The sequence below is a fragment of the Hyphomicrobiales bacterium genome (assembly GCA_016710435.1).
GTDB lineage: Bacteria > Pseudomonadota > Alphaproteobacteria > Rhizobiales > Aestuariivirgaceae > Aestuariivirga.
Genome location: JADJVV010000001.1, coordinates 699497 through 717602, shown reverse-complemented (window position 1 = coordinate 717602; position 18106 = coordinate 699497). Strand labels below are relative to the sequence as shown.

The 18106-nt window shown below is 64.1% G+C and carries 16 protein-coding genes; 10 read left to right on the top strand and 6 right to left on the bottom strand.

Translation table 11 applies throughout. The annotated features are described in order from the left end of the window. Positions 1 to 3: 3 nt before the first annotated feature. Entirely contained in the window at positions 4 to 1467 is a 1464-nt protein-coding gene (locus IPM06_03510) for a YdiU family protein (GenBank protein ID MBK8769482.1), read from the bottom strand. Beyond that, on the bottom strand, positions 1467 to 2393 hold the full coding sequence (locus tag IPM06_03505; GenBank protein MBK8769481.1) for a fatty acid desaturase: 927 nt from the start codon (positions 2391 to 2393) through the stop codon (positions 1467 to 1469). The genes IPM06_03510 and IPM06_03505 overlap by 1 nt, the downstream gene beginning before the upstream one ends. 89 nt (positions 2394 to 2482) lie before the next feature. Between IPM06_03505 and IPM06_03500 the strand changes: the two genes are divergently transcribed. Then, entirely contained in the window at positions 2483 to 3247 is a 765-nt protein-coding gene (locus IPM06_03500; protein ID MBK8769480.1) for a PhnD/SsuA/transferrin family substrate-binding protein, read from the top strand. 136 nt (positions 3248 to 3383) lie between these two features. Next, positions 3384 to 4448 carry a DUF1615 family protein gene (locus IPM06_03495; GenBank protein MBK8769479.1) on the top strand — a complete coding sequence of 355 codons (1065 nt, stop codon included), beginning with the start codon at positions 3384 to 3386 and terminating at the stop codon, positions 4446 to 4448. Positions 4449 to 4451: 3 nt separating this feature from the next. Here the strand turns inward: IPM06_03495 and IPM06_03490 are convergent, their stop codons facing one another. Further along, the gene (locus tag IPM06_03490; GenBank protein ID MBK8769478.1) at positions 4452 to 6899 is read right to left on the bottom strand and encodes an FAD-dependent oxidoreductase; all 2448 of its coding nucleotides are present in this window, start codon (positions 6897 to 6899) and stop codon (positions 4452 to 4454) included. Then, positions 6900 to 7778: a phosphotransferase family protein gene (locus IPM06_03485; GenBank protein MBK8769477.1), complete on the bottom strand. Its 879-nt coding sequence runs from the start codon at positions 7776 to 7778 to the stop codon at positions 6900 to 6902. Between the two features lie 379 nt (positions 7779 to 8157). On the opposite strand from IPM06_03485, the gene IPM06_03480 reads away from it, so the two are divergent. From IPM06_03480 to IPM06_03455, 6 genes are all read left to right on the top strand, one after another. Further along, positions 8158 to 8943: a DeoR/GlpR transcriptional regulator gene (locus IPM06_03480; GenBank protein MBK8769476.1), complete on the top strand. Its 786-nt coding sequence runs from the start codon at positions 8158 to 8160 to the stop codon at positions 8941 to 8943. A gap of 109 nt (positions 8944 to 9052) precedes the next feature. Next, positions 9053 to 9913, top strand: coding sequence for a xanthine dehydrogenase family protein subunit M (locus IPM06_03475; GenBank protein ID MBK8769475.1), 861 nt, complete (start codon positions 9053 to 9055; stop codon positions 9911 to 9913). Positions 9914 to 9915: 2 nt separating this feature from the next. After that, positions 9916 to 10389, top strand: coding sequence for a (2Fe-2S)-binding protein (locus IPM06_03470; GenBank protein ID MBK8769474.1), 474 nt, complete (start codon positions 9916 to 9918; stop codon positions 10387 to 10389). A gap of 3 nt (positions 10390 to 10392) precedes the next feature. After that, positions 10393 to 12654, top strand: a complete 2262-nt coding sequence (locus tag IPM06_03465) for a xanthine dehydrogenase family protein molybdopterin-binding subunit (protein ID MBK8769473.1) — start codon at positions 10393 to 10395, stop codon at positions 12652 to 12654. Between the two features lie 119 nt (positions 12655 to 12773). Then, positions 12774 to 13019, top strand: coding sequence for a MoaD/ThiS family protein (locus IPM06_03460; protein ID MBK8769472.1), 246 nt, complete (start codon positions 12774 to 12776; stop codon positions 13017 to 13019). A 71-nt stretch (positions 13020 to 13090) separates the two neighbouring features. After that, positions 13091 to 14881 carry a hypothetical protein gene (locus IPM06_03455; GenBank protein MBK8769471.1) on the top strand — a complete coding sequence of 597 codons (1791 nt, stop codon included), beginning with the start codon at positions 13091 to 13093 and terminating at the stop codon, positions 14879 to 14881. 31 nt (positions 14882 to 14912) lie between these two features. Here the strand turns inward: IPM06_03455 and IPM06_03450 are convergent, their stop codons facing one another. Together IPM06_03450 and IPM06_03445 are read right to left on the bottom strand one after the other, a co-directional pair. Then, positions 14913 to 15293, bottom strand: coding sequence for a nuclear transport factor 2 family protein (locus IPM06_03450; protein ID MBK8769470.1), 381 nt, complete (start codon positions 15291 to 15293; stop codon positions 14913 to 14915). Between the two features lie 43 nt (positions 15294 to 15336). Then, a complete protein-coding gene (locus IPM06_03445) occupies positions 15337 to 15726 on the bottom strand; it encodes a RidA family protein (protein ID MBK8769469.1) in 390 nt (129 codons plus the stop codon). Positions 15727 to 15811: 85 nt separating this feature from the next. On the opposite strand from IPM06_03445, the gene IPM06_03440 reads away from it, so the two are divergent. Both IPM06_03440 and tdh read left to right on the top strand, forming a co-directional pair. Further along, positions 15812 to 16999: a glycine C-acetyltransferase gene (locus IPM06_03440; GenBank protein ID MBK8769468.1), complete on the top strand. Its 1188-nt coding sequence runs from the start codon at positions 15812 to 15814 to the stop codon at positions 16997 to 16999. After that, positions 16996 to 18021 (top strand): L-threonine 3-dehydrogenase, encoded by a 1026-nt coding sequence (gene tdh, locus IPM06_03435; GenBank protein ID MBK8769467.1) that lies wholly within the window; start codon positions 16996 to 16998, stop codon positions 18019 to 18021. Before IPM06_03440 ends, tdh begins: the two co-directional genes overlap by 4 nt. The last annotated feature ends 85 nt before the right edge of the window (positions 18022 to 18106 follow it).

The window sequence follows — 18106 nt, the reverse complement described above, 5'->3', positions numbered from 1 at the left end:
GGATCAGGTGCCGCAGAAGGTCTGGCGGACTTCCTCGTCGGCGCTGGGCGGGTCTTCCAGGTCTGCGCTGCCGGGCTGTTCGGCAAAGGGCGCGGCCAGGACCTGCAGCAGCCTCTGTGTATGGGCGAGGTCTCCTGCCGAGGCGGCGGCCAGGGCTTCTTCAACGCGATGGTTGCGGGCGGTGTAGACGGGATTCGACCGGCGCATGGCGTCCACATCCGGGGCGGCACCGGCCCGTTGGCGCCAGTCCGCCAGCGTTGCCGCGGCGTCATCGGCGGTGGCGAAGAGGGGCGACATCACGGCGTCTTCTGCACCCGCCGCCACCTGTGTCAGGCGGCGGAAGAACAGGGTGAAGTCGGCATTGCCCTGCATCATGTGGCGGAAGACCGTGGCGATGCGTTCGCCATCTCCCGCATCGGCACCGCGCCATCCCAGCTTGGCGCGCATGCCTTCCTCGAAGTGCTGTTCGAAGGCGGGCATGAAGAGCGCCAGTTCTTCCCTGGCGATTGCCACGGCCTTGTCTTGGTCGTCAGCGAGCAGGCTGAGCAGGCATTCGGCCAGACGCGCCAGGTTCCACGCGGCGATGGTGGGTTGTTTGTCCCAGGCATAGCGGCCGGACCGGTCGATCGACGAAAAGACCTTCTGCGGATGGAAGCGGTCCATGAAGGCGCACGGTCCGAAGTCGATTGTCTCGCCCGCCACCTGCATGTTGTCGGTGTTCATGACGCCGTGGATGAAGCCCACGCACATCCATTGCGCGATGAGCTTCGCCTGGCGGGCGATGACGCTGCGCAGGAAATGCCGCGCCGGTGCGAGGCCCGGCGGCGGGGCGGGGAAGTTGCGCGCCAGTTCATGCGACAGCAGGGCCTCGATTGCTTCTGCATCGCGATTGACGGCAGCAAGCTGGAACGTGCCGACGCGCACATGGCTGCGGGCGATCCGCGTGAGGACGGCGCCCGGTTCCTTGCGCTGGCGATGCACCGCTTCGCCTGTTGCGACCACGGCAAGGGCGCGTGTCGTGGGAATCCCCAGTCCGGCAAAGGCCTCGCTGACGATGTATTCGCGCAGCATGGCGGAGAGCGTGGCGCGGCCATCGCCGTTGCGGGCGAAGGGGGTGGGGCCCGAACCCTTCAGGTGCAGGTCGTAGCGGGTTCCGTCCGGAGCCAGCCACTCGCCCGCAAGCTGGGCGCGGCCATCGCCGAGGAGTGGCGAGAAGCCACCGAACTGGTGTCCGCTGTAGGCCATGGCAACGGGGCGCGCACCCGGAAGCGGCCTGTTTCCGGCGAGGGCCTGCAAGGCATCGTCCGAGCGCAGCCATGCAATGTCGAGGCCAAGCGTCTCCGCCAGCGCCTCGTTGCGCAACACCCAGGATGGATTGGCCACGGGGTCGAGGGCGGCGCCATGATGGAAGAGCGCGGGAAGGTCCGTGTAGGTGAGGGGGAATGTGGGCGTTTGCGCGTGCGCCATCAGTTCTCGCCTGGGCGGCGCAGCCAGCCCAGGTCCGGATAGGCAATCGGTTCCTTGGCCGAGAAGAAGAAGCGCCGGAAGATCTCGCTGTAGCCCTGCATGGTGTAGCCGTTGTTGCGGGTGATCATCTCGTCCTTCTCGGCGGCATAGTAGTCAGGGATCTTGTACCACGGCAGGGCGGGCTTGGTGTGGTGGGCCACATGCAGGTTGTTGTTGAGGAAGAGCAGCGACCAGAAGGGATGCGCCTCCACGATGATGGTGCGGTGCTGGGCATTGGCGGCCGCCTGGTGCTCACAATAGGACCGCACCAGTGCCAGCGACAGGCCCGGATAGGCGACGAGCAGATAGTATTTCCAGAACGGCATGCCTGCGACCACCGTGATGAGGACGAAGGAGATCACGCAGGAGACGGCAAAAAGTGCCCACTCGTTGCGGCGATAGGTATCACCTTTGAGGACGAGGGCGATTTCCGACACCCAGATGCGCACGATGCTGACGGCAGGTCCGATGATCATGCGGCCGGCAAGGGTGTGGTTGATGTGGAAGAAGAAGCGCTTCACCGCACCCGCGTTGGCCCAGTCGTCGGGCAGGAGATAATAGGACTCGGGATCGCGCGCCGGGTCGGTGAGGTCAATGTCGTGATGGTGCTGCAGGTGTGTGTCGCGGTAGCGGCCATAGGGCAGCCAGAAGGTCGGCGTGACGAAGACGAGAAGTTCGTTCAGCCAGCGCTTGCGGGTGGGATGGCCGTGCAGAACCTCGTGCTGCAAGGAGGCATGGAGGGAGGCAAAATACGCGCCGATGGGCAGCAGCCACCACGGCAGCACGGAATGGTTCCAGACCAGCGTGGCGAGGACGCCATAGACGAGGGCAATCAGTCCGATGGTCGGCCATTCGATGCGGGCCGTGCGGGTTTCAACGTAAGCCATGCCATATTTTAACGGCGCAAACCCCACGTCGCAATGCAACAAAATTCACCAGTTGTCGGCCATGCCAAAATCGGGCCATGTCGTTTCCGATGTTCGCAACCCTGCAGATGTATGACTTTCCCGAAGCCCGTGACGCCACGGATGCGTGGTGGGCCGCCATCGCGCGGCGGGCGGGTGTGGCGGTGGCCCTGTCGCGCCCTGAGGATTACATGGGTGCATGGGCGCGGAGCGACCTCGTTTTCAGCCAGACCTGCGGCTATCCCTTCACCCACGGTTTCCGGGGCGCGCTCACCCTGGTGGGGACGCCCCATTCTGCCGTGCCGGGGTGCGAGGGCTTCCGCTACCGCAGCTTTGTCTTTGCGCGCGGCGAGCGTCCGCCTGCCGACTATCGCGATGCCACGGCGGCGGTGAACACGCCGGATTCCATGTCGGGCATGCTGGCGCTGAAGGCGTTCTTCGCCGGGCACGCGCGCGATGGACAGTTCTTCGGCCGGGTGGTGCTGTCCGGCGGCCACCTCAAGTCTCTCGCCCTGCTGCAAGCGGGCGGTGCTGATGTCTGCGCCATTGATGCCGTGTGCGTGGAATATGCGCGGCGCTTTCATCCGGAACTTCTGGAAGATTTGCATGTGGTCGGGCAGTCCCCCCTTGTTCCGGGGCTCCCATACGTGACGCGCGAAGCCGATCCCCGGCGCTGGCAGGAGGCCGTGGCGGCCTGCTGTGCAGATACGGAGCTTGCGGATGTGCGCGCCAGGCTGATGATCTGCGGCTTCACCGCAACAAAGCCCTCGGACTATGACGCCATTCTGCGTCTTGAAGAGGATGTGGAGCGGCAGGGCGGGCTCGCGCTTCTCTGACGCCAGCGCTGTGGCGGACATGGCTGCACCACAATTTTCGTGTTAGTGCGGCACCATGCAACCGGGGCGACTTCTCCTATTTGTCATTGCACTGCTGCTGGGGGGAGGGCCTGCGCCCGCCGCCGGAAGCATGGGCGTGGGTGAAACGGCCCGGCTCATCCGGCATGCGGAAAAGAACGTCGGTGACGCCGAAGGCTGGGCCATCGATCTCATCAGCGCGCTCACCATGCACCAGCTTGATCCGGGCCGCGAGAATGTCTGCGCCGTCATTGCCGTCGTTGACCAGGAGTCGGGCTTCGTCGCCGATCCCGCCGTGCCGGGCCTTGGCAAGTTGTCGGAACAGGCCTTGCGGGTGAAGCTCGGCAAGGTTCCTGTCGCCGGCGGCGTGGCGCTGCGCTGGCTCGAACGCAATCCGTCGCCGCAGGCCAGCTTCATGGCCCGCATCCGTGCGGCGCGGACGGAGCGCGACCTCGATCTCGTCTACCGTGCGCTCATCGACCATGCCGGGCAAAAGTCGGGCTTGTCGGAAGTCGTGCAGCTTGGGCTTCTCAATCGCCTCATCGAGGACAAGAACGAGATCGACACGGCAGGCTCCATGCAGGTTTCGGTGAAGTTCGCACTCGACCTGGCGCGGCGGCGGCGCTGGCTGCCGATGATGCTGGATGATGTCTATGCGGTGCGCGACCAGCTCTACACACGGCAAGGCGGGCTCTACTACGGCGTGCCACAGTTGCTGGCCTACGAGACGGGCTATGCCCGCAAGATCTACCGTTTCGCGGATTACAATGCCGGCCGCTACGCCAGCCGCAACGCGGCCTTCCAGCAGGTGCTCGCTACGCTGGCGGGGACTGACCTGGCATTGGATGGCGACCTGCTGCGCTACGGCAAGGCAGGCGAAGTCCTCTCTGCCGTCACCAGCAGCGAGAAGGCGGCGCGGGCGGCCAGCAAAAAACTTGCGCTGGGCCTCACGGACGCAGAAATCAGGGACGACCTGTCACACGAGAAGAACGCCGATTTCGTCAGCACACGGACATTCACGGCGTTCCGCGGCGCCTATGCCCGCAAGACCGGCAGGCAGCCGGTCTTCGCCATCCTTCCCGTGATCAAGCTCTCAAGCCCCAAAATCCGCCATAGCATGACCACCCGTCTGTTCGCGGAAAGCGTGGAGAAACGCTACCAGGCCTGCATGGCGGCGAAGTGAGTGCTATGCCTTGATCCGCTTGTTCTCCGGATCGACCAGCGGTCCAAGGTGGGGCACGGCCTTCACGGTTTCCTTGGCGACGACGAGTTCGTAGCTTCCGTTCATCACGTAGTCCGCCGTCACGCCATCGGGATGGCGCACATAGCCGAAGCCGATGGGCCGGCCCACGGTGTAGCCGTAGCCGCCACTTGTGAGGTAGCCCGCAAACTGGCCGTTGCGGAGGATGGTCTCGCGGCCCACCAGCACGATGTCTTCGCGCGTGGTGGTGAAGCCGGTCAGCATCTTCTTCAGGGGCTGGCCCGCCTTTTCCTCCAGCGCCTTGCGGCCAAGGAAATCGCCATTGCCCTTCAGCTTCACCGCCCAACCGAGGCCCGCCTCGAAGGGCGTGTCGTTGGGCGTGATGTCGGACGACCAGGCGCGATAGCCCTTTTCCAGCCGCAGCGATTCCAGCGCGCGGTAGCCAGCGAGTGCCAGGCCACGGGGTTCACCCGCCTGCATGAGGGCGTCGAATACCGCGCCAATGCCAGTCACGGGCACATGAAGCTCCCACCCCAGTTCACCCACATAGGTGACGCGGAGCGCCCGAACGGGCTGGCCGGCCACCGTGATCTCGCGGGCCTGCGCGAAGGGGAAGGCCGCATTGGATATATCATCGGCCGTGACGGCGGAGAGAATGCCGCGGGCCGCGGGTCCCATCAGCACCAGCGTGCCCCAGGCTTCGGTCACGTCGCTGAGGCTGCAGGCGGTGCCGTCCGGTGCATGGTCCTTGATCCAGTGGAAGTCGTGGGTGCGGAAGCCCGTGCCGGTGACGACGTAGTAATGGTCATCGGCAAGCCGCGTCACCGTCAGGTCGCATTCAATCCCGCCGCGCGAGTTCAGCATCTGCGTGTAGACGACGCTGCCTACGGGTTTTGAAATGCGGTTGGCGCAGATCCATTCCAGTGCAGCAGTGGCGTCCTTGCCCTTCAGTTCGAACTTGGCGAAGGACGACTGGTCGAACAGGCCTGCGCGTTCGCGCACGGCCTTGTGTTCGGCACCGGCATTGGCGAACCAGTTCTGCCGCCCCATGGCATATTCATCGCGGGCCACCTGGCCGGTGTCGGCGAACCAGTTGGGGCGTTCCCAGCCGAGCTTCGCACCGAAGCAGGCGCCACGCGCCTTCAGCCGTTCATAGAGCGGCGAAACGAGATAGGGCCGCCCGCTCTCATATTCTTCGTGGGGGTAGGCAATGGTGTAATGCTTGCCATAGGCCTCCAGCGTGCGCTCGCGCACGAAGCCGCGGTCCTCATGAAGGCTTGCGAAGCGGCGGATGTCCACGGTCCACAGGTCCATGGGCGCTTCGTTGCGCGCCACCCAGTCCGCCAGCACCCAGCCCGCGCCGCCGCCCGAGGCGATGCCGAAGGCATTGAAGCCTGCGCCCACAAACATGTTGGCGCATTCCGGCGCCTGGCCGAGGATGAAGTTGCCGTCGGGCGTGAAGCTCTCCGGTCCGTTGATCATCTGCTTGATGCCGGCCTTGGCCAGCGCCGGCACGCGGCGCAGGGCCGCTTCCATGTGCTGCTCGAAATGCTCGAAGTCATCCTCGAACAACTGGAACTCGAAGGTCGATGGCACGTCGCCATCGGTCCAGGCGATGGGATCAGGTTCGTAGCCCCCGAAGACAAGGCCGCCCACTTCCTCCTTGAAGTAGGTGAGGAGGTCGGGGTCTCGGATCGTCGCGGCATCCGGCGAGAGGCCGGGAATCTTCTCGGTGACGACATATTGGTGCTTCACCGGTTGCAGCGGGACATTCACTCCCGCCATCACGCCGATCTGCCGTGCCCACATGCCGCCGCAGTTGACGACTTTCTCTGTGGTGATGGTGCCCTTGGTGGTGCGCACGGCGGTGATGCGGTTGTTGGCCATGTCGAAGCCTTCGACACGCGCCTGCTCGACGATGGTGGTACCGTGCATGCGCGCGCCCTTGGCCAGCGCCTGGGTGATGTCGGAGGGCGAGGCCTGTCCGTCGGTCGGAAGGAAACTTGCGCCGACGAGGTCATCGACCTTCATCAGCGGCCACATCTTTTTCACCTCGGCGGGAGAGAGGAGATGCATCTCCATGCCGAAGCTCTGGGCCGTGGTGGCGAGCCGCTTGTATTCGGTCCAGCGGTCGGGCGTGGTGGCGAGGCGCAGGCACCCGGTCATCTTCCAACCGGTCTGCAGCCCCGTTTCGGCTTCCAGCTTCTTGTAGAGATCAACCGAATATTTCAGCACCTGGGTGATCGACGCCGAAGAGCGCAACTGGCCCACCAGTCCCGCCGCATGCCAGGTGGAGCCGGAGGTGAGGCGGTTCTGTTCGAGCAGCACCACCTTCAGCTTGTGGTCGCGCGCCAGATGATAGGCGGTGGAGCAGCCGATGATGCCGCCGCCGATCACGACGGCATCGGCATGGCTGGGAAGCGCAGTCGTCATTCAGGCAAAGTCCTTGCTGTAGGCGGCGTGGATGGCCTCGAAGCGGCCGACATATTCAGCCGCATAGGCCACGTAATCGACGCCCGGTGCGGCGAGGAACAGTTCGGAAATCATGCCCCACATGGCCTCGCGCAGAGCGGCGGCCACCTTCATGGCATAGTAGGCACGAGAGAGGGCAAGGTCCGGGGCCTTGCCGAAATAGGCGCGCAGCATCTCCGCTTCCATGGCGGCATCGAAACTGTTGGCGGCGGCAATGTTGGCGAGGTCGAACATGGCCGTGCCGAAGGCACCGTATTCCCAGTCGATGAGCCAGAGGCGCTTGTCATCCGCCATGAAGTTGGTGGGCAGAAGGTCGTGGTGGCCGAAGATCACAGGCAGCGGCACCTGGGCGGCTTCGAGGCCATCGGTGATCTTCATCCAGTCCTGCAGGCGCGGCGTACTGCGGTGATGGGCAATGCGCAGCGTCTCGGCATAGTCGCGCAGGATCTGGAACACCCAGAAGATGGCGCCTTGACCGTGGATGCGGTGGCCCATGTCCCGGTGGGTACGCATGACGAGGTCGAGGCAGCGCTGCCAATCCTGGCGCACGTCAGGTTCGCCGAAGGTGCGGGCTTCGATGAAGCGCACCACCATCACGCCGTCGCGGGCGAAGACGAGTTCGGGCGAGAGCCCTGCCTCGAAGGCGGCGCGGTGGGCATGGGCTTCACGGGCGCGGGAGACCTGGTGGAACGGGTAGTCGGCGCCGACACGGGCCACGAAACGTCCCGTGGCATCATCCACCACGAAGGCGGCATTGCTCACGCCACCCTTCAGCGGCGTCATGCTCCGGATGCCCTGCCACAGCGAAAGGCCGCGAACGGCCTGTTCCACATCCGCCATGTCGTGGGAGGGAAGATCAGCCATGGGGCTGCTTCTGGTGTTTCGGTCGGAACGGCATGGGAGAAAAAAGCCCCCGGGGTTGCAGGTTGCGCGATTGGGAGATGGCAGAAATGGCAGGGAAGCCACCGCTGGATTTCTCCAGCCACCTCATCCACCTGACCGGGGGCGTGCTCAGATGTGTGAGGTGCCCCCGGAGGAGGGTGGCTCCCAGAATGCCCAAACTCACAAGGAGCCCGGGCACAGATGCGACGCTACTGCTTTCGCTTGCGGCGTCAATTCCTTTGTTGAAACTATGAATTTTTTTGTTGATTTAACGCCAATTTGCGTGTTCAACTGTTGCATTGACTGCGAAAAATCAACAGAAAACCACATTCAGCCGATGGCAAACCACAAAATCTCTGTCAGACTCGGTCAAATCATGGGTCTCATCGCCCAGCAGGGCACCCTCAGCGTGGCCGAACTGGCCAAGACGCTCGGCGTCTCGGAGGAAACGGTGCGGCGCGATGCCCGGCAACTGGAAGAGCGGGGCGACGTGCTCAAGCTCCATGGCTCGCTTGCCCTGCCGCATCATGTGGGGGAGGCGCCGTTCGAGCGGCGCATGCGCGAGAATGCGGAATCGAAGCGCAGCATTGCCAGGGCCGCCCTGGCGCTGGTCGAGGACGGGGACAGCCTCATCATCGACACCGGCACCACCACCAGCATCTTCGCCCAGGAACTGCGCAGCCGCCGCGGCCTCACCATCGTCACCAATTCGTCGGACATCGCGCGCACACTCGCCACCGTGAACGGAAACCGTGTCTACATGGCCGGCGGCGAGTTGAAGGCCGACAATGGGGCTGCCTTCGGGCCGCCCGCCGTCGAATTCATCTCGCGCTTCAGGGTGCGGCACTCCTTCATTTCAATCGCCGCACTTCATGCCATCGACGGTCCCATGGACATGGCCTTCGAGGAAGCGGAACTGGCGCGCATGGCGCTGTCGCGCTCGGACAGCCGCATCATCCTCTCGGACAGCAGCAAGTTCGGCAAGACGGCCCTCGTCAAGGTTTGCGACTTCTCGGAGATCAACCGCCTCTACAGCGATGAGATGCCGCCACCGGACCTTCTGACCGCCCTGGAGAAGGCGGGCGTCAAGCTCCATGTGTCGCGCGCCCCGGTGAGCGGCTGAGCCTGTTGCACGATGGTGAATCCGCCTGCCCGCACCGTGGTGTCGCAGACGGTTGACCTACCCCCTCCGCATAGACCAAACTGTACCTCTCAATCCAAACAGGTGAATGATGCGATACGAATCTCCGGCAACGACAAAAGAGGCCTGTGCCCTTTTGGCCAAGGAAAAAGGCACAGCCTTTGTCCTGGCAGGTGGAACCGATCTTCTGGTGAAGATGAAGGCTGGCATGGTCGAGCCCGACCTGGTGGTGGACATCAAGCGCATCAAGGGCATGCGCGACATCAAGAAAACCGCCAGCGGATTTGTCATTGGCGCGGCAACGCCCAACGTCGCGCTGTCGGAAAACGCCGCTTTGCTGAAGGCATGGCCTGGCGTTGTGGAAGCAGCCCAGCTCATCGGCTCGAAGCAGGTGCAGGGCCGCTGCACCATGGCCGGCAACCTGTGCAATGCCTCGCCTGCCGCCGATGCCGTTCCGGCACTTGTTGCCGCCGGGGCCAAGGTCGTTCTTGCCAGCGTGAAGGGCAAGCGCAAGCTCGCCGTTGAAGATGTGCCGGCCGGCGTTGGCCGCACCGTGCTCAAGAAGGGCGAGATCGTCGAGGCGATCGAACTTCCCGCCAAGAAGCCCAAGTCGGGCGATGCCTACCTGCGCTTCATTCCGCGCACGGAAATGGATATCGCCGTCGTTTCCTGCGGCGTGAATCTGACAATCGACGGCAAGGGCGTCATCACCTCGGCGCGCGTGGCGCTCGGTGCCGTCGCCCCCACCGTGCTGCTGGTCAAGGACGCGGCCAAGGCCATCATCGGCTCGAAGCTCGATGATGCTGCCAAGGCCAAGCTCGCCGCCGCCGCATCCGCCGCCTGCCGTCCCATCGACGACAAGCGCGGCACCGTTGAATTCAGAACCGAAGTGGCTGGCGTCATGGCGCGCCGGGCCGCTGAAATCGCGTATGCCCGCGCAGGAGGCAAGTGATCATGGCCGTACTCGTCAAGACAACCATCAACGGCGACACGGTCGAATACGCCTGCCAGCCCGATGAACCGCTGCTCGATGTGCTGCGCAACCGCCTTGGCCTCACCGGTGCCAAGGAAGGCTGCGGCACGGGAGATTGCGGCGCATGTTCGGTGATCGTGGATGGCCGGCTCACCTGCTCGTGCCTCGTCCTCGGCGCGGAAATGGAAGGCCGTACGCTGGAAACGATCGAAGGCATGGCCACTGGCGACAAGCTGCATCCTCTGCAGCAGCAGTTCATCGACCATGCTGCCTTGCAGTGCGGTGTGTGCACGCCGGGTTTCCTGATCGCAGCGAAGGCGCTGCTCAGCAAGAACCCCGATCCGAGCGAAGAGGAAATCCGCTTCGGCCTCGCCGGAAACCTGTGCCGCTGCACGGGTTATGACAAGATCGTGCGTGCCGTTCAGGCCGCCGCCAAGGAAATGAGGGGAGCATAACAGATGCCGCTCGACACATCACTCGTTCGCAAGCCCTTCAAGGTCATCGGTACGCGCGTGCGCCGTCCCGATGGCATCGACAAGGTGACGGGCCGCGCCAAGTATGGCGCCGATGCCTTCGCACCGGGGCAACTCGTGGGCCTCGTCGTCCGCAGTCCCCACGCCCATGCCCTCATCAAGAAGATCGATACCTCGAAGGCTGAAAAGGTGCCGGGCGTGAAGGCGATCGTCACCTCCGCCGACCTGCCGGACCTCACCGGCGGCGATCGCGGCATGCGCGACATTCTTGAAAACTGCATGGCGCGCAAGAAGGCGCTCTATGACGGCCATGCCGTCGCCGCCATCGCGGCGGTGGACATGCACACGGCCAAGCAGGCGGCAAAGCTCATCAAGATCGACTACCAGGTCTTGCCGCACGTCACCGAAGTGGATGAAGCGCTGAAGCCGAACGCGCCGCTCCTGCATGACGACATCTTCACCGACGGCATCGAGCCCAAGCCCACGAAGCCGTCCAACTTCGTCAAGATCGCCGAATACGGCCATGGCGATGTGGAAGCTGGTTTCAAGGACGCCGATATCATCATCGAGAAGTCCTACAAGACCGAGCAGACGCACCAGGGCTACATCGAGCCGCATGCCTGCCTCGCCAACGTTTCGCCCGATGGCACGGGCGAACTGTGGGTGACGACGCAGGGACCGTTCGTGTACCGCAACCAGTGCGCCCAGCTTCTCGGCATGGACATCAACAAGCTCCGGGTCACGTCGTCGGAAATCGGCGGCGGCTTTGGCGGCAAGACGCACGTGTGGGGCGAACCCATTGCGCTCGCCTTGTCGCGCAAGGCCAACCGCCCGGTGAAGCTGGTGATGACGCGTGACGAAGTGTTCCGCGCCACGGGCCCGACCTCGTCGTCGTCCATCGACGTCAAGATCGGCGTGAAGAAGGACGGCACGATCACCGCCGCCTTTGCCGAACTGCGCTACCAGAACGGCGCCTTCCCCTTCACCTGGGCCGAATTCGGCGCCATGACGTGCTGGGCCTGCTACGACTTCAAGAACGTGAAGTCGGTTTCGAAGGATGTGGTTCTCAACCGTCCGAAGTGCGCGGCCTATCGCGCGCCCTCGGCGCCCATCGCGGCCTTCGCGGTGGAAAGCACCATGGACATGGTGGCCAAGGCCATCGGCATGGACCCTGTCGAACTGCGCATCAAGAACGCGGCCAAGGAAGGCTCCAAGTCGTCCTACGGCCCGGTCTATGGTCCGATCGGCATCGGCCCGACGCTGGAAGCCGCCAAGAACCATCCGCACATGAAGGCACCGCTCGGCCCCAACCAGGGCCGCGGCATGGCCTGCGGATTCTGGTTCAACTTCGGTGGCCAGACCTGCGTTGACGTCAACGTGACACCGGACGGATCGGTGACGGTCGCGGTCGGCACGGTGGACGTGGGCGGCAGCCGCGCTTCGCTGGCGCTCGCCGTGGCGGAAGAACTGGGCGTTCCCTACGAGCAGGTCCGCGTGATCGTGGCCGACACCTCGTCGCTCGGCCACAACGACATGACCGACGGTTCGCGCGGCACCTTCTCGTCGTCCATGGCGGCGGTCGATGCCACGCGCAAGGCGGTCCAGACGCTCCGTGAACGCGCTGCCAAGATCTGGGAAATCCCGGTCGAGGAAGTGGAATGGGTCGATGGCCAAGCCCGCGCCGTGGGTGAAAAGCACGGCAACAAGGCCGCGCTCTCGGTCAAGGACATCGCCGCACAGGCCGCCAACACCGGTGGCCCCGTGGCGGGGCATTCGGAAATCGTTGCCGATGGCGCTGGTGTTTCCTTCGCCACGCACATCTGCGATGCCGAGGTCGATCCGGAAACGGGCCGCACCACCATCAAGCGCTACACGGTCATCCAGGACGCGGGCAAGGCCATGCATCCCGCCTACGTGGAGGGCCAGTACCAGGGCGGTGCCGCACAGGGCATCGGCTGGGCGCTGAACGAGGAGTATGTCTACGGCAAGGACGGACGCCTGCAGAACCCGGGCTTCCTCGACTACCGCATTCCGGTGTGCTCCGACCTTCCGATGATCGACACGCAGATTCTGGAAATCCCCAACCCGAACCACCCCTATGGTGTGCGCGGCGTGGGTGAAACCTCGATCGTGCCGCCGCTCGGCGCCATTGCCAACGCGATCTCCAATGCAGCGGGCGTGCGCCTCAACCACATCCCCATGTCTCCGCCCCGCGTGCTGAAGGCACTCAAGGCGAAGAAGTCGTAACGGGACATTCCATCCCGAACGAAACGCCGGAAGGATGTCCTTCCGGCGTTTTTGTTTTTTGGGGGCGCTGTGCTAACCTGCAGGAATGAAGCCCACCCGCGACGATGACTTCTGATCACATCCACACGGTCCATCTCTGGGGAGCGCTGCGGCCGTTGGTGGGCGGGGCGGAGTCTGTGCAATCATCGGCGCGCACCATCCGGGAGTTGTTCCGCCTGTTGAGTGAAACCTATCCGGGCGTCGAGGCGCATATCCGGCGCGGCGTTGCCGTTTCGATCGATGGCAAAATCTACCGCGATCAGTGGGACACCGAGTTGCCTGCGGGCGCGGAGATCTATCTCATGCCGCGCATTCCCGGCGGATAGCACATCGGCTGCCTGCGCAATTGCGGGCGTGATTCAACCTGCTATTCTGCGCCGTGAGGAGAACCACAGAGGTGCCGCAGGGAGCAGCGCGACGGCTCGTCCCCATCTTGTCGCTTGACGTCGTTGGTTACGTGCGCATGGTCGAGGCCGACGAGCGCGCGGCCCTTGAGCTTGTTCAGACGCTCTTTCACGCGCGCATGGCGCCCAGCATGGCGGAGGCCGGGGGCAAGATCTTCAAGACCATGGGCGATGGCCTGCTGGCCGAATTCACCAGCCTTGTGTCGGCGGTTGCCTGGGCGGCGCGGTTGCAGGATGAATTGTTTCGCGTGCCAGTGACGGCCCCCAATGGCAAGCCGCTGCAACTGCGCATCGGCATCGTGCTCGCCGATGTTCTGGTCGACGGCGAGGACCGTTTCGGCGAGGGCGTGAACCTCACGGTGCGCGTGCAGGTGAAGGCGCCGCCCGGCGGCATCTGCATCACCAAATGGAGCCATGAATACCTGGGCGGCAAGCTCGATCTCTCCTTCGACGACATCGGCTCGCAGGCGCTCAAGAACATCAGCAAGATGGTGCGCCTCTACATCTGGCATCCGGACTGGCGCGTGCAGGAAGCCGCGGCGCGGGAAGCTTTTGTGCCGGTGGCGGGGCAATCGTCCACGTCGCGGCGGCCATCACTCGCCGTGCTGCCCTTCGACAACATGTCGGCTGATCCCGATCAGGTGCATTTCGCCGATGGCGTGGTGGAGGAACTGACCTCCACCCTGTCGCGGGTTGGCGATTTCCTTGTGATCGCGCGCAACTCCGCCTTTGCCTACAAGGGCACCAACACGGATGTGCGCCGCATCGGGCAGGAACTGGGCGTGCGCTACGTGCTCGAAGGCAGCGTGCGGCGCGCGGGAGAACGGGTGCGCATCACGGCACAGCTTATCGAGGCCGATACGGGCACGCATATCTGGGCGGGCAAGGAGGAGGGGACCACGGCCGACCTCTTTGACCTGCAGGACCGCATCGCCGAGATGGTGGCGGGTGCTGTCTACCCGTCGGTGCGGCGGGCGGAAATCGAGCGGGCACGCAAGAAGCGCCCCGACAGCCTTGAGGCCTATGATCTCGTCATGCGCGCCCTGCCGCATCTCTGGGCCCACCGCATGCATGAGAATCCGGAGGCCATCGCGCTTCTCGGCAAGGCGCTGGAACATGATCCGCAGTATGGCCTGGCCGCAGCGCTCTGTGCGTGGGCCCATGCCCAGCAGGTTGCCTATCAGTGGACCGAGGATAACGTGGGCGAACGCCGCAAGGGTCTGGCGCTTCTGGAGCGCGCGGCTGCCGCCGTGCAGGACGACGCCACGGGCCTCACGGCACTGGGCACGGCCATCATGCTGCTGGAAGGCAATCCCGGCCGCGCCCTCAGCTTTGTGGACCGCGCGTTGAAGCTCGACCAGAACCATGCCTGGGCGTGGATGCGGCGCGGCTTTGGCCTTGTCTACACGGGTGAGCCGGAGAAGGCCCTTGCCGCCTTCGCCCGGGCCGAACGCCTCTCACCGCTCGATCCCTTCGCGTTCAACATGCGGGTCGGCATCGGCCTGGCACATTTTTCGATGGGCGATCTGGTGGAGGCGGCGCGTCATGCGCAGATGGTGCTGGATGAGCGCCCCGGCTTGTCGTGGCCGCTCCGGGACCTCGCCGTCTACAAGGCCCATGCAGGGGATATGGGGAGCGCGCGCAAGGCACTCGCCGCCTTTGCCGACGGGCGTCCCGCCATGAGCGTTTCCAGCGTGCGCGACAGTCTCAGGTTCATGGCCGGGCCGTTGCTGGACAGATATCTTGAAGGCTTGCGCCTGTCCGGCTTGCCGGAAGAGATGTGATCGCCCGGTCGTGGGAGCAGATCGGAAGCGCTCAGGCCTTGTCGTAGGCGTGATTGTAGAATGCCTTCATCACGATCTGCCACTGCCCCCTGTCCCTGATCAGCGTCAGATAATCCGTCCATGTCGTGCCAAAGCATTCGTCGGTGACCTTGACGAATGCAATGTCGCCGGTGACATCAATCATCGAGATGTCGAATGCGAAGGCAGACCCGTCTGCTTCCGGCTTTTCCGCCTTGATCGCTTCGATGAATTCATCCCGCGGCATGAACTCATAGAATCCCTTGTCGTGCCCGGCCTGCATGCACAAGGGATGCATGGCGTTGCGGAGCCGCTCAGGCTGGCCATAGATCATGCCTTTGAGATATTCGGTCACCACGTGGCGAATGGCCTTCAAATCCTCTTGTCGCGCCATGGCAAATGTCTCCCTCTTTCCGGGCGGGATGGTGTGGCCTCGTTCAGTCCTCCAGCACCGCCTCGCCCTCGACTTCGCACAGGATTTCCGGCGAGGCCAGGCCTGCGACCTGCACGTAGGTGGAGGCGCTGGTATGGCCGCCCATCGCCTCGTCGCGCAGCTTGCGGGAAAGGCCGATCACCCCGGGTGCCGTCACATAGATCACCGACTTGACCAGATGACGCTTCTCGAAACCTCCTGCCTTCATCACTGCAAACAGGTTCGCCCAGCATTGGCGCAGTTGCGCCTCCATGCCATCCAGCAGTTTCCCGTCCGCCGTCATGCCGATCTGGCCGGAGATCACGAGGCGCCGGGCGTTGGCGGAATGCGCCACGGCTTGCACATAGGCGGAGGCCGGTTGCGGCACGGTGCCGGGGTTGAGGCGCTCGATCATGGAGATGTCCTTCTGTCAGAACCGGCTCAGGATTTTCACTCCTGTCCGGCGCGGGAATTCGACTATATTGCCCACGGAGATTCCCATGAGCAACGTCCTTGCAAGCCTTGCCGACGAACTCGACGCCATCCGCGCCCAGTCCCTGTGGAAGACGGAGCGGGAAATCCTCTCACCGCAGTCATCGCACATCACTGTGGCGGGCGGGCGGAAGGTTCTCAACTTCTGCGCCAACAATTACCTGGGCCTCGCCGACCATGCGGAGGTCGTGGCGGCGGCCCGCGCGGCCCTGGACAGCCATGGCTTCGGCATGGCCTCGGTGCGCTTCATCTGCGGCACCGCCGACATTCACCGGCACCTGGAGCAGCGCATCGCCAGCTACGTCGCCATGGACGATGCCATTCTCTTTGCCGCCTGCTTCGATGCCAATGGCGCGGTGTTCGAGCCTCTGTTCGGTGAGCAGGATGCCATCATCTCGGATTCTCTCAATCACGCCTCCATCATCGATGGCGTGCGCCTCTCCAAGGCCAGGCGTTTCCGCTTCGCCAATGGCGACATGAATGACCTCGAAACACAGTTGCAGGCGGCCAAGGCCGCGAACGCGCGGCGCATCGTCATCGTCACCGATGGTGTGTTCTCCATGGATGGCTATTTCGCCGACCTGAAAAGCATCCGCGCGCTCGCTGACCGCCATGATGCGCTGGTGATGGTGGATGATTGCCACGCCACGGGATTCGTGGGGCCGCAAGGGCGCGGCACGCCGGCGCGGGCGGGCGTGAAGGTGGATATTCTCACCGGCACCTTCGGCAAGGCGCTGGGCGGTGCGGCGGGAGGTTACATCGCGGCGGCGCGTCCGATCATCGACCTGATGCGGCAGCGGGCGCGGCCCTATCTCTTTTCCAACGCCCTGCCGCCCGCCATCGTCGGAGGCAGCCATGCAGCCATCGATCTGGCGGAGAAGGGCGATGATCTCCGGGCGCAACTTGCGGCCAACGCCACACGCTTCCGCGCCGGACTGGCGAAAGCGGGCTTCGACCTGCTCCCCGGCGAACATCCGATCATTCCGGTGATGCTTGGCGAAGCAAAGCGGGCGCAGGAGATGGCCGCAGCCCTCTATGACGAAGGCGTCTACGTCACCGGCTTCTTCTATCCCGTGGTGCCGCAGGGCAGGGCGCGCATCCGCACGCAAATGTCCGCCGCCCATGCCACGCAAGACATCGACGCCGCCATTGCCGCCTTCACGCGGGTGGGGCGCACATTGAAGGTGATTTCATGAAAGCACTGGTGAAAGCCGCGCCCGAAGAAGGGCTCGCCTTGCGCGACGAGCCGGTGCCGAAGATCGGCGCCGACGACATCCTCATCAAGGTGGCGAAGACCGGCATCTGCGGCACCGACCTGCACATCTGGAAATGGGATGAGTGGGCGCAAAAAACGATCCCCGTGCCCATGGTGGTGGGCCACGAGTTTGCGGGAACGGTTGTCGAGGTTGGCAGCCATGTGCGCACCGTCAAGGTGGGCGACCGTGTGTCGGGCGAGGGTCACCTCATCGGCCTCAAGAGCCGCATGGCACGCGCCGGGCACTTTCATCTCGATCCTGAGACGAAAGGCATCGGCGTCAACGTGCCTGGTGCCTTCGCGGAGTATCTGAAACTGCCCGCCTTCAACGCCATCCACCTGCCGCCCGAGGTGGATGACGAAATCGGCGCCATCCTCGATCCGCTCGGTAACGCCGTGCACACGGCACTTTCGTTCGACCTCATCGGCGAGGATGTGCTGATCACCGGGGCCGGCCCCATCGGCATCATGGCGGCGAGCGTCTGCCGTCACGTGGGCGCGCGCCATGTGGTCATCACCGACGTGAACGACTACCGGCTTGAGCTGTGCAACCAGGTCAACGACGCCGTTACCGTGAATGTGGGGCGCGAGGACCTGCGCGATGTGATGCAGCGCCTCGGCATGCAGGAGGGTTTCGACATCGGTCTGGAAATGTCGGGCGCACCCAATGCCTTCGACCAGATGGTCGATCACATGATCATGGGCGGCAAGATCGCCATCCTCGGCATTCCCTCGAAACCAACGCCGGTGGATTGGAACCGCATCATCTTCAAGTCACTCACGCTCAAGGGCATCTACGGGCGCGAGATGTTCGAGACCTGGTACAAGATGATCGCCATGCTGCAATCCGGTCTCGACGTACGCAAGGTCATCACCCACCGCTTCAAGGCCGCAGACTACGCCCAAGGCTTCGCCCTGATGAAACAAGGCGCCAGCGGCAAGGTGGTGCTGGACTGGGGCTGAGCGTCATCCGCCTTTCCGAGTTTGCCGTCATGGCACATGCATGTGGGTCATGTGCCTTTGTACGGGGGATGACCGGCAGACCCGC

Coding starts and splice junctions, on each gene's coding strand:
- IPM06_03510 (MBK8769482.1), bottom strand. CDS start 1,467: ATGGCGCACGCGCAAACGCCCACATTCCCCCTCACCTACACGGACCTT.
- IPM06_03505 (MBK8769481.1), bottom strand. CDS start 2,393: ATGGCTTACGTTGAAACCCGCACGGCCCGCATCGAATGGCCGACCATC.
- IPM06_03500 (MBK8769480.1), top strand. CDS start 2,483: ATGTTCGCAACCCTGCAGATGTATGACTTTCCCGAAGCCCGTGACGCC.
- IPM06_03490 (MBK8769478.1), bottom strand. CDS start 6,899: ATGACGACTGCGCTTCCCAGCCATGCCGATGCCGTCGTGATCGGCGGC.
- IPM06_03485 (MBK8769477.1), bottom strand. CDS start 7,778: ATGGCGGATGTGGAACAGGCCGTTCGCGGCCTTTCGCTGTGGCAGGGC.
- IPM06_03480 (MBK8769476.1), top strand. CDS start 8,158: ATGGCAAACCACAAAATCTCTGTCAGACTCGGTCAAATCATGGGTCTC.
- IPM06_03475 (MBK8769475.1), top strand. CDS start 9,053: ATGCGATACGAATCTCCGGCAACGACAAAAGAGGCCTGTGCCCTTTTG.
- IPM06_03470 (MBK8769474.1), top strand. CDS start 9,916: ATGGCCGTACTCGTCAAGACAACCATCAACGGCGACACGGTCGAATAC.
- IPM06_03465 (MBK8769473.1), top strand. CDS start 10,393: ATGCCGCTCGACACATCACTCGTTCGCAAGCCCTTCAAGGTCATCGGT.
- IPM06_03450 (MBK8769470.1), bottom strand. CDS start 15,293: ATGGCGCGACAAGAGGATTTGAAGGCCATTCGCCACGTGGTGACCGAA.
- IPM06_03445 (MBK8769469.1), bottom strand. CDS start 15,726: ATGATCGAGCGCCTCAACCCCGGCACCGTGCCGCAACCGGCCTCCGCC.
- IPM06_03440 (MBK8769468.1), top strand. CDS start 15,812: ATGAGCAACGTCCTTGCAAGCCTTGCCGACGAACTCGACGCCATCCGC.
- tdh (MBK8769467.1), top strand. CDS start 16,996: ATGAAAGCACTGGTGAAAGCCGCGCCCGAAGAAGGGCTCGCCTTGCGC.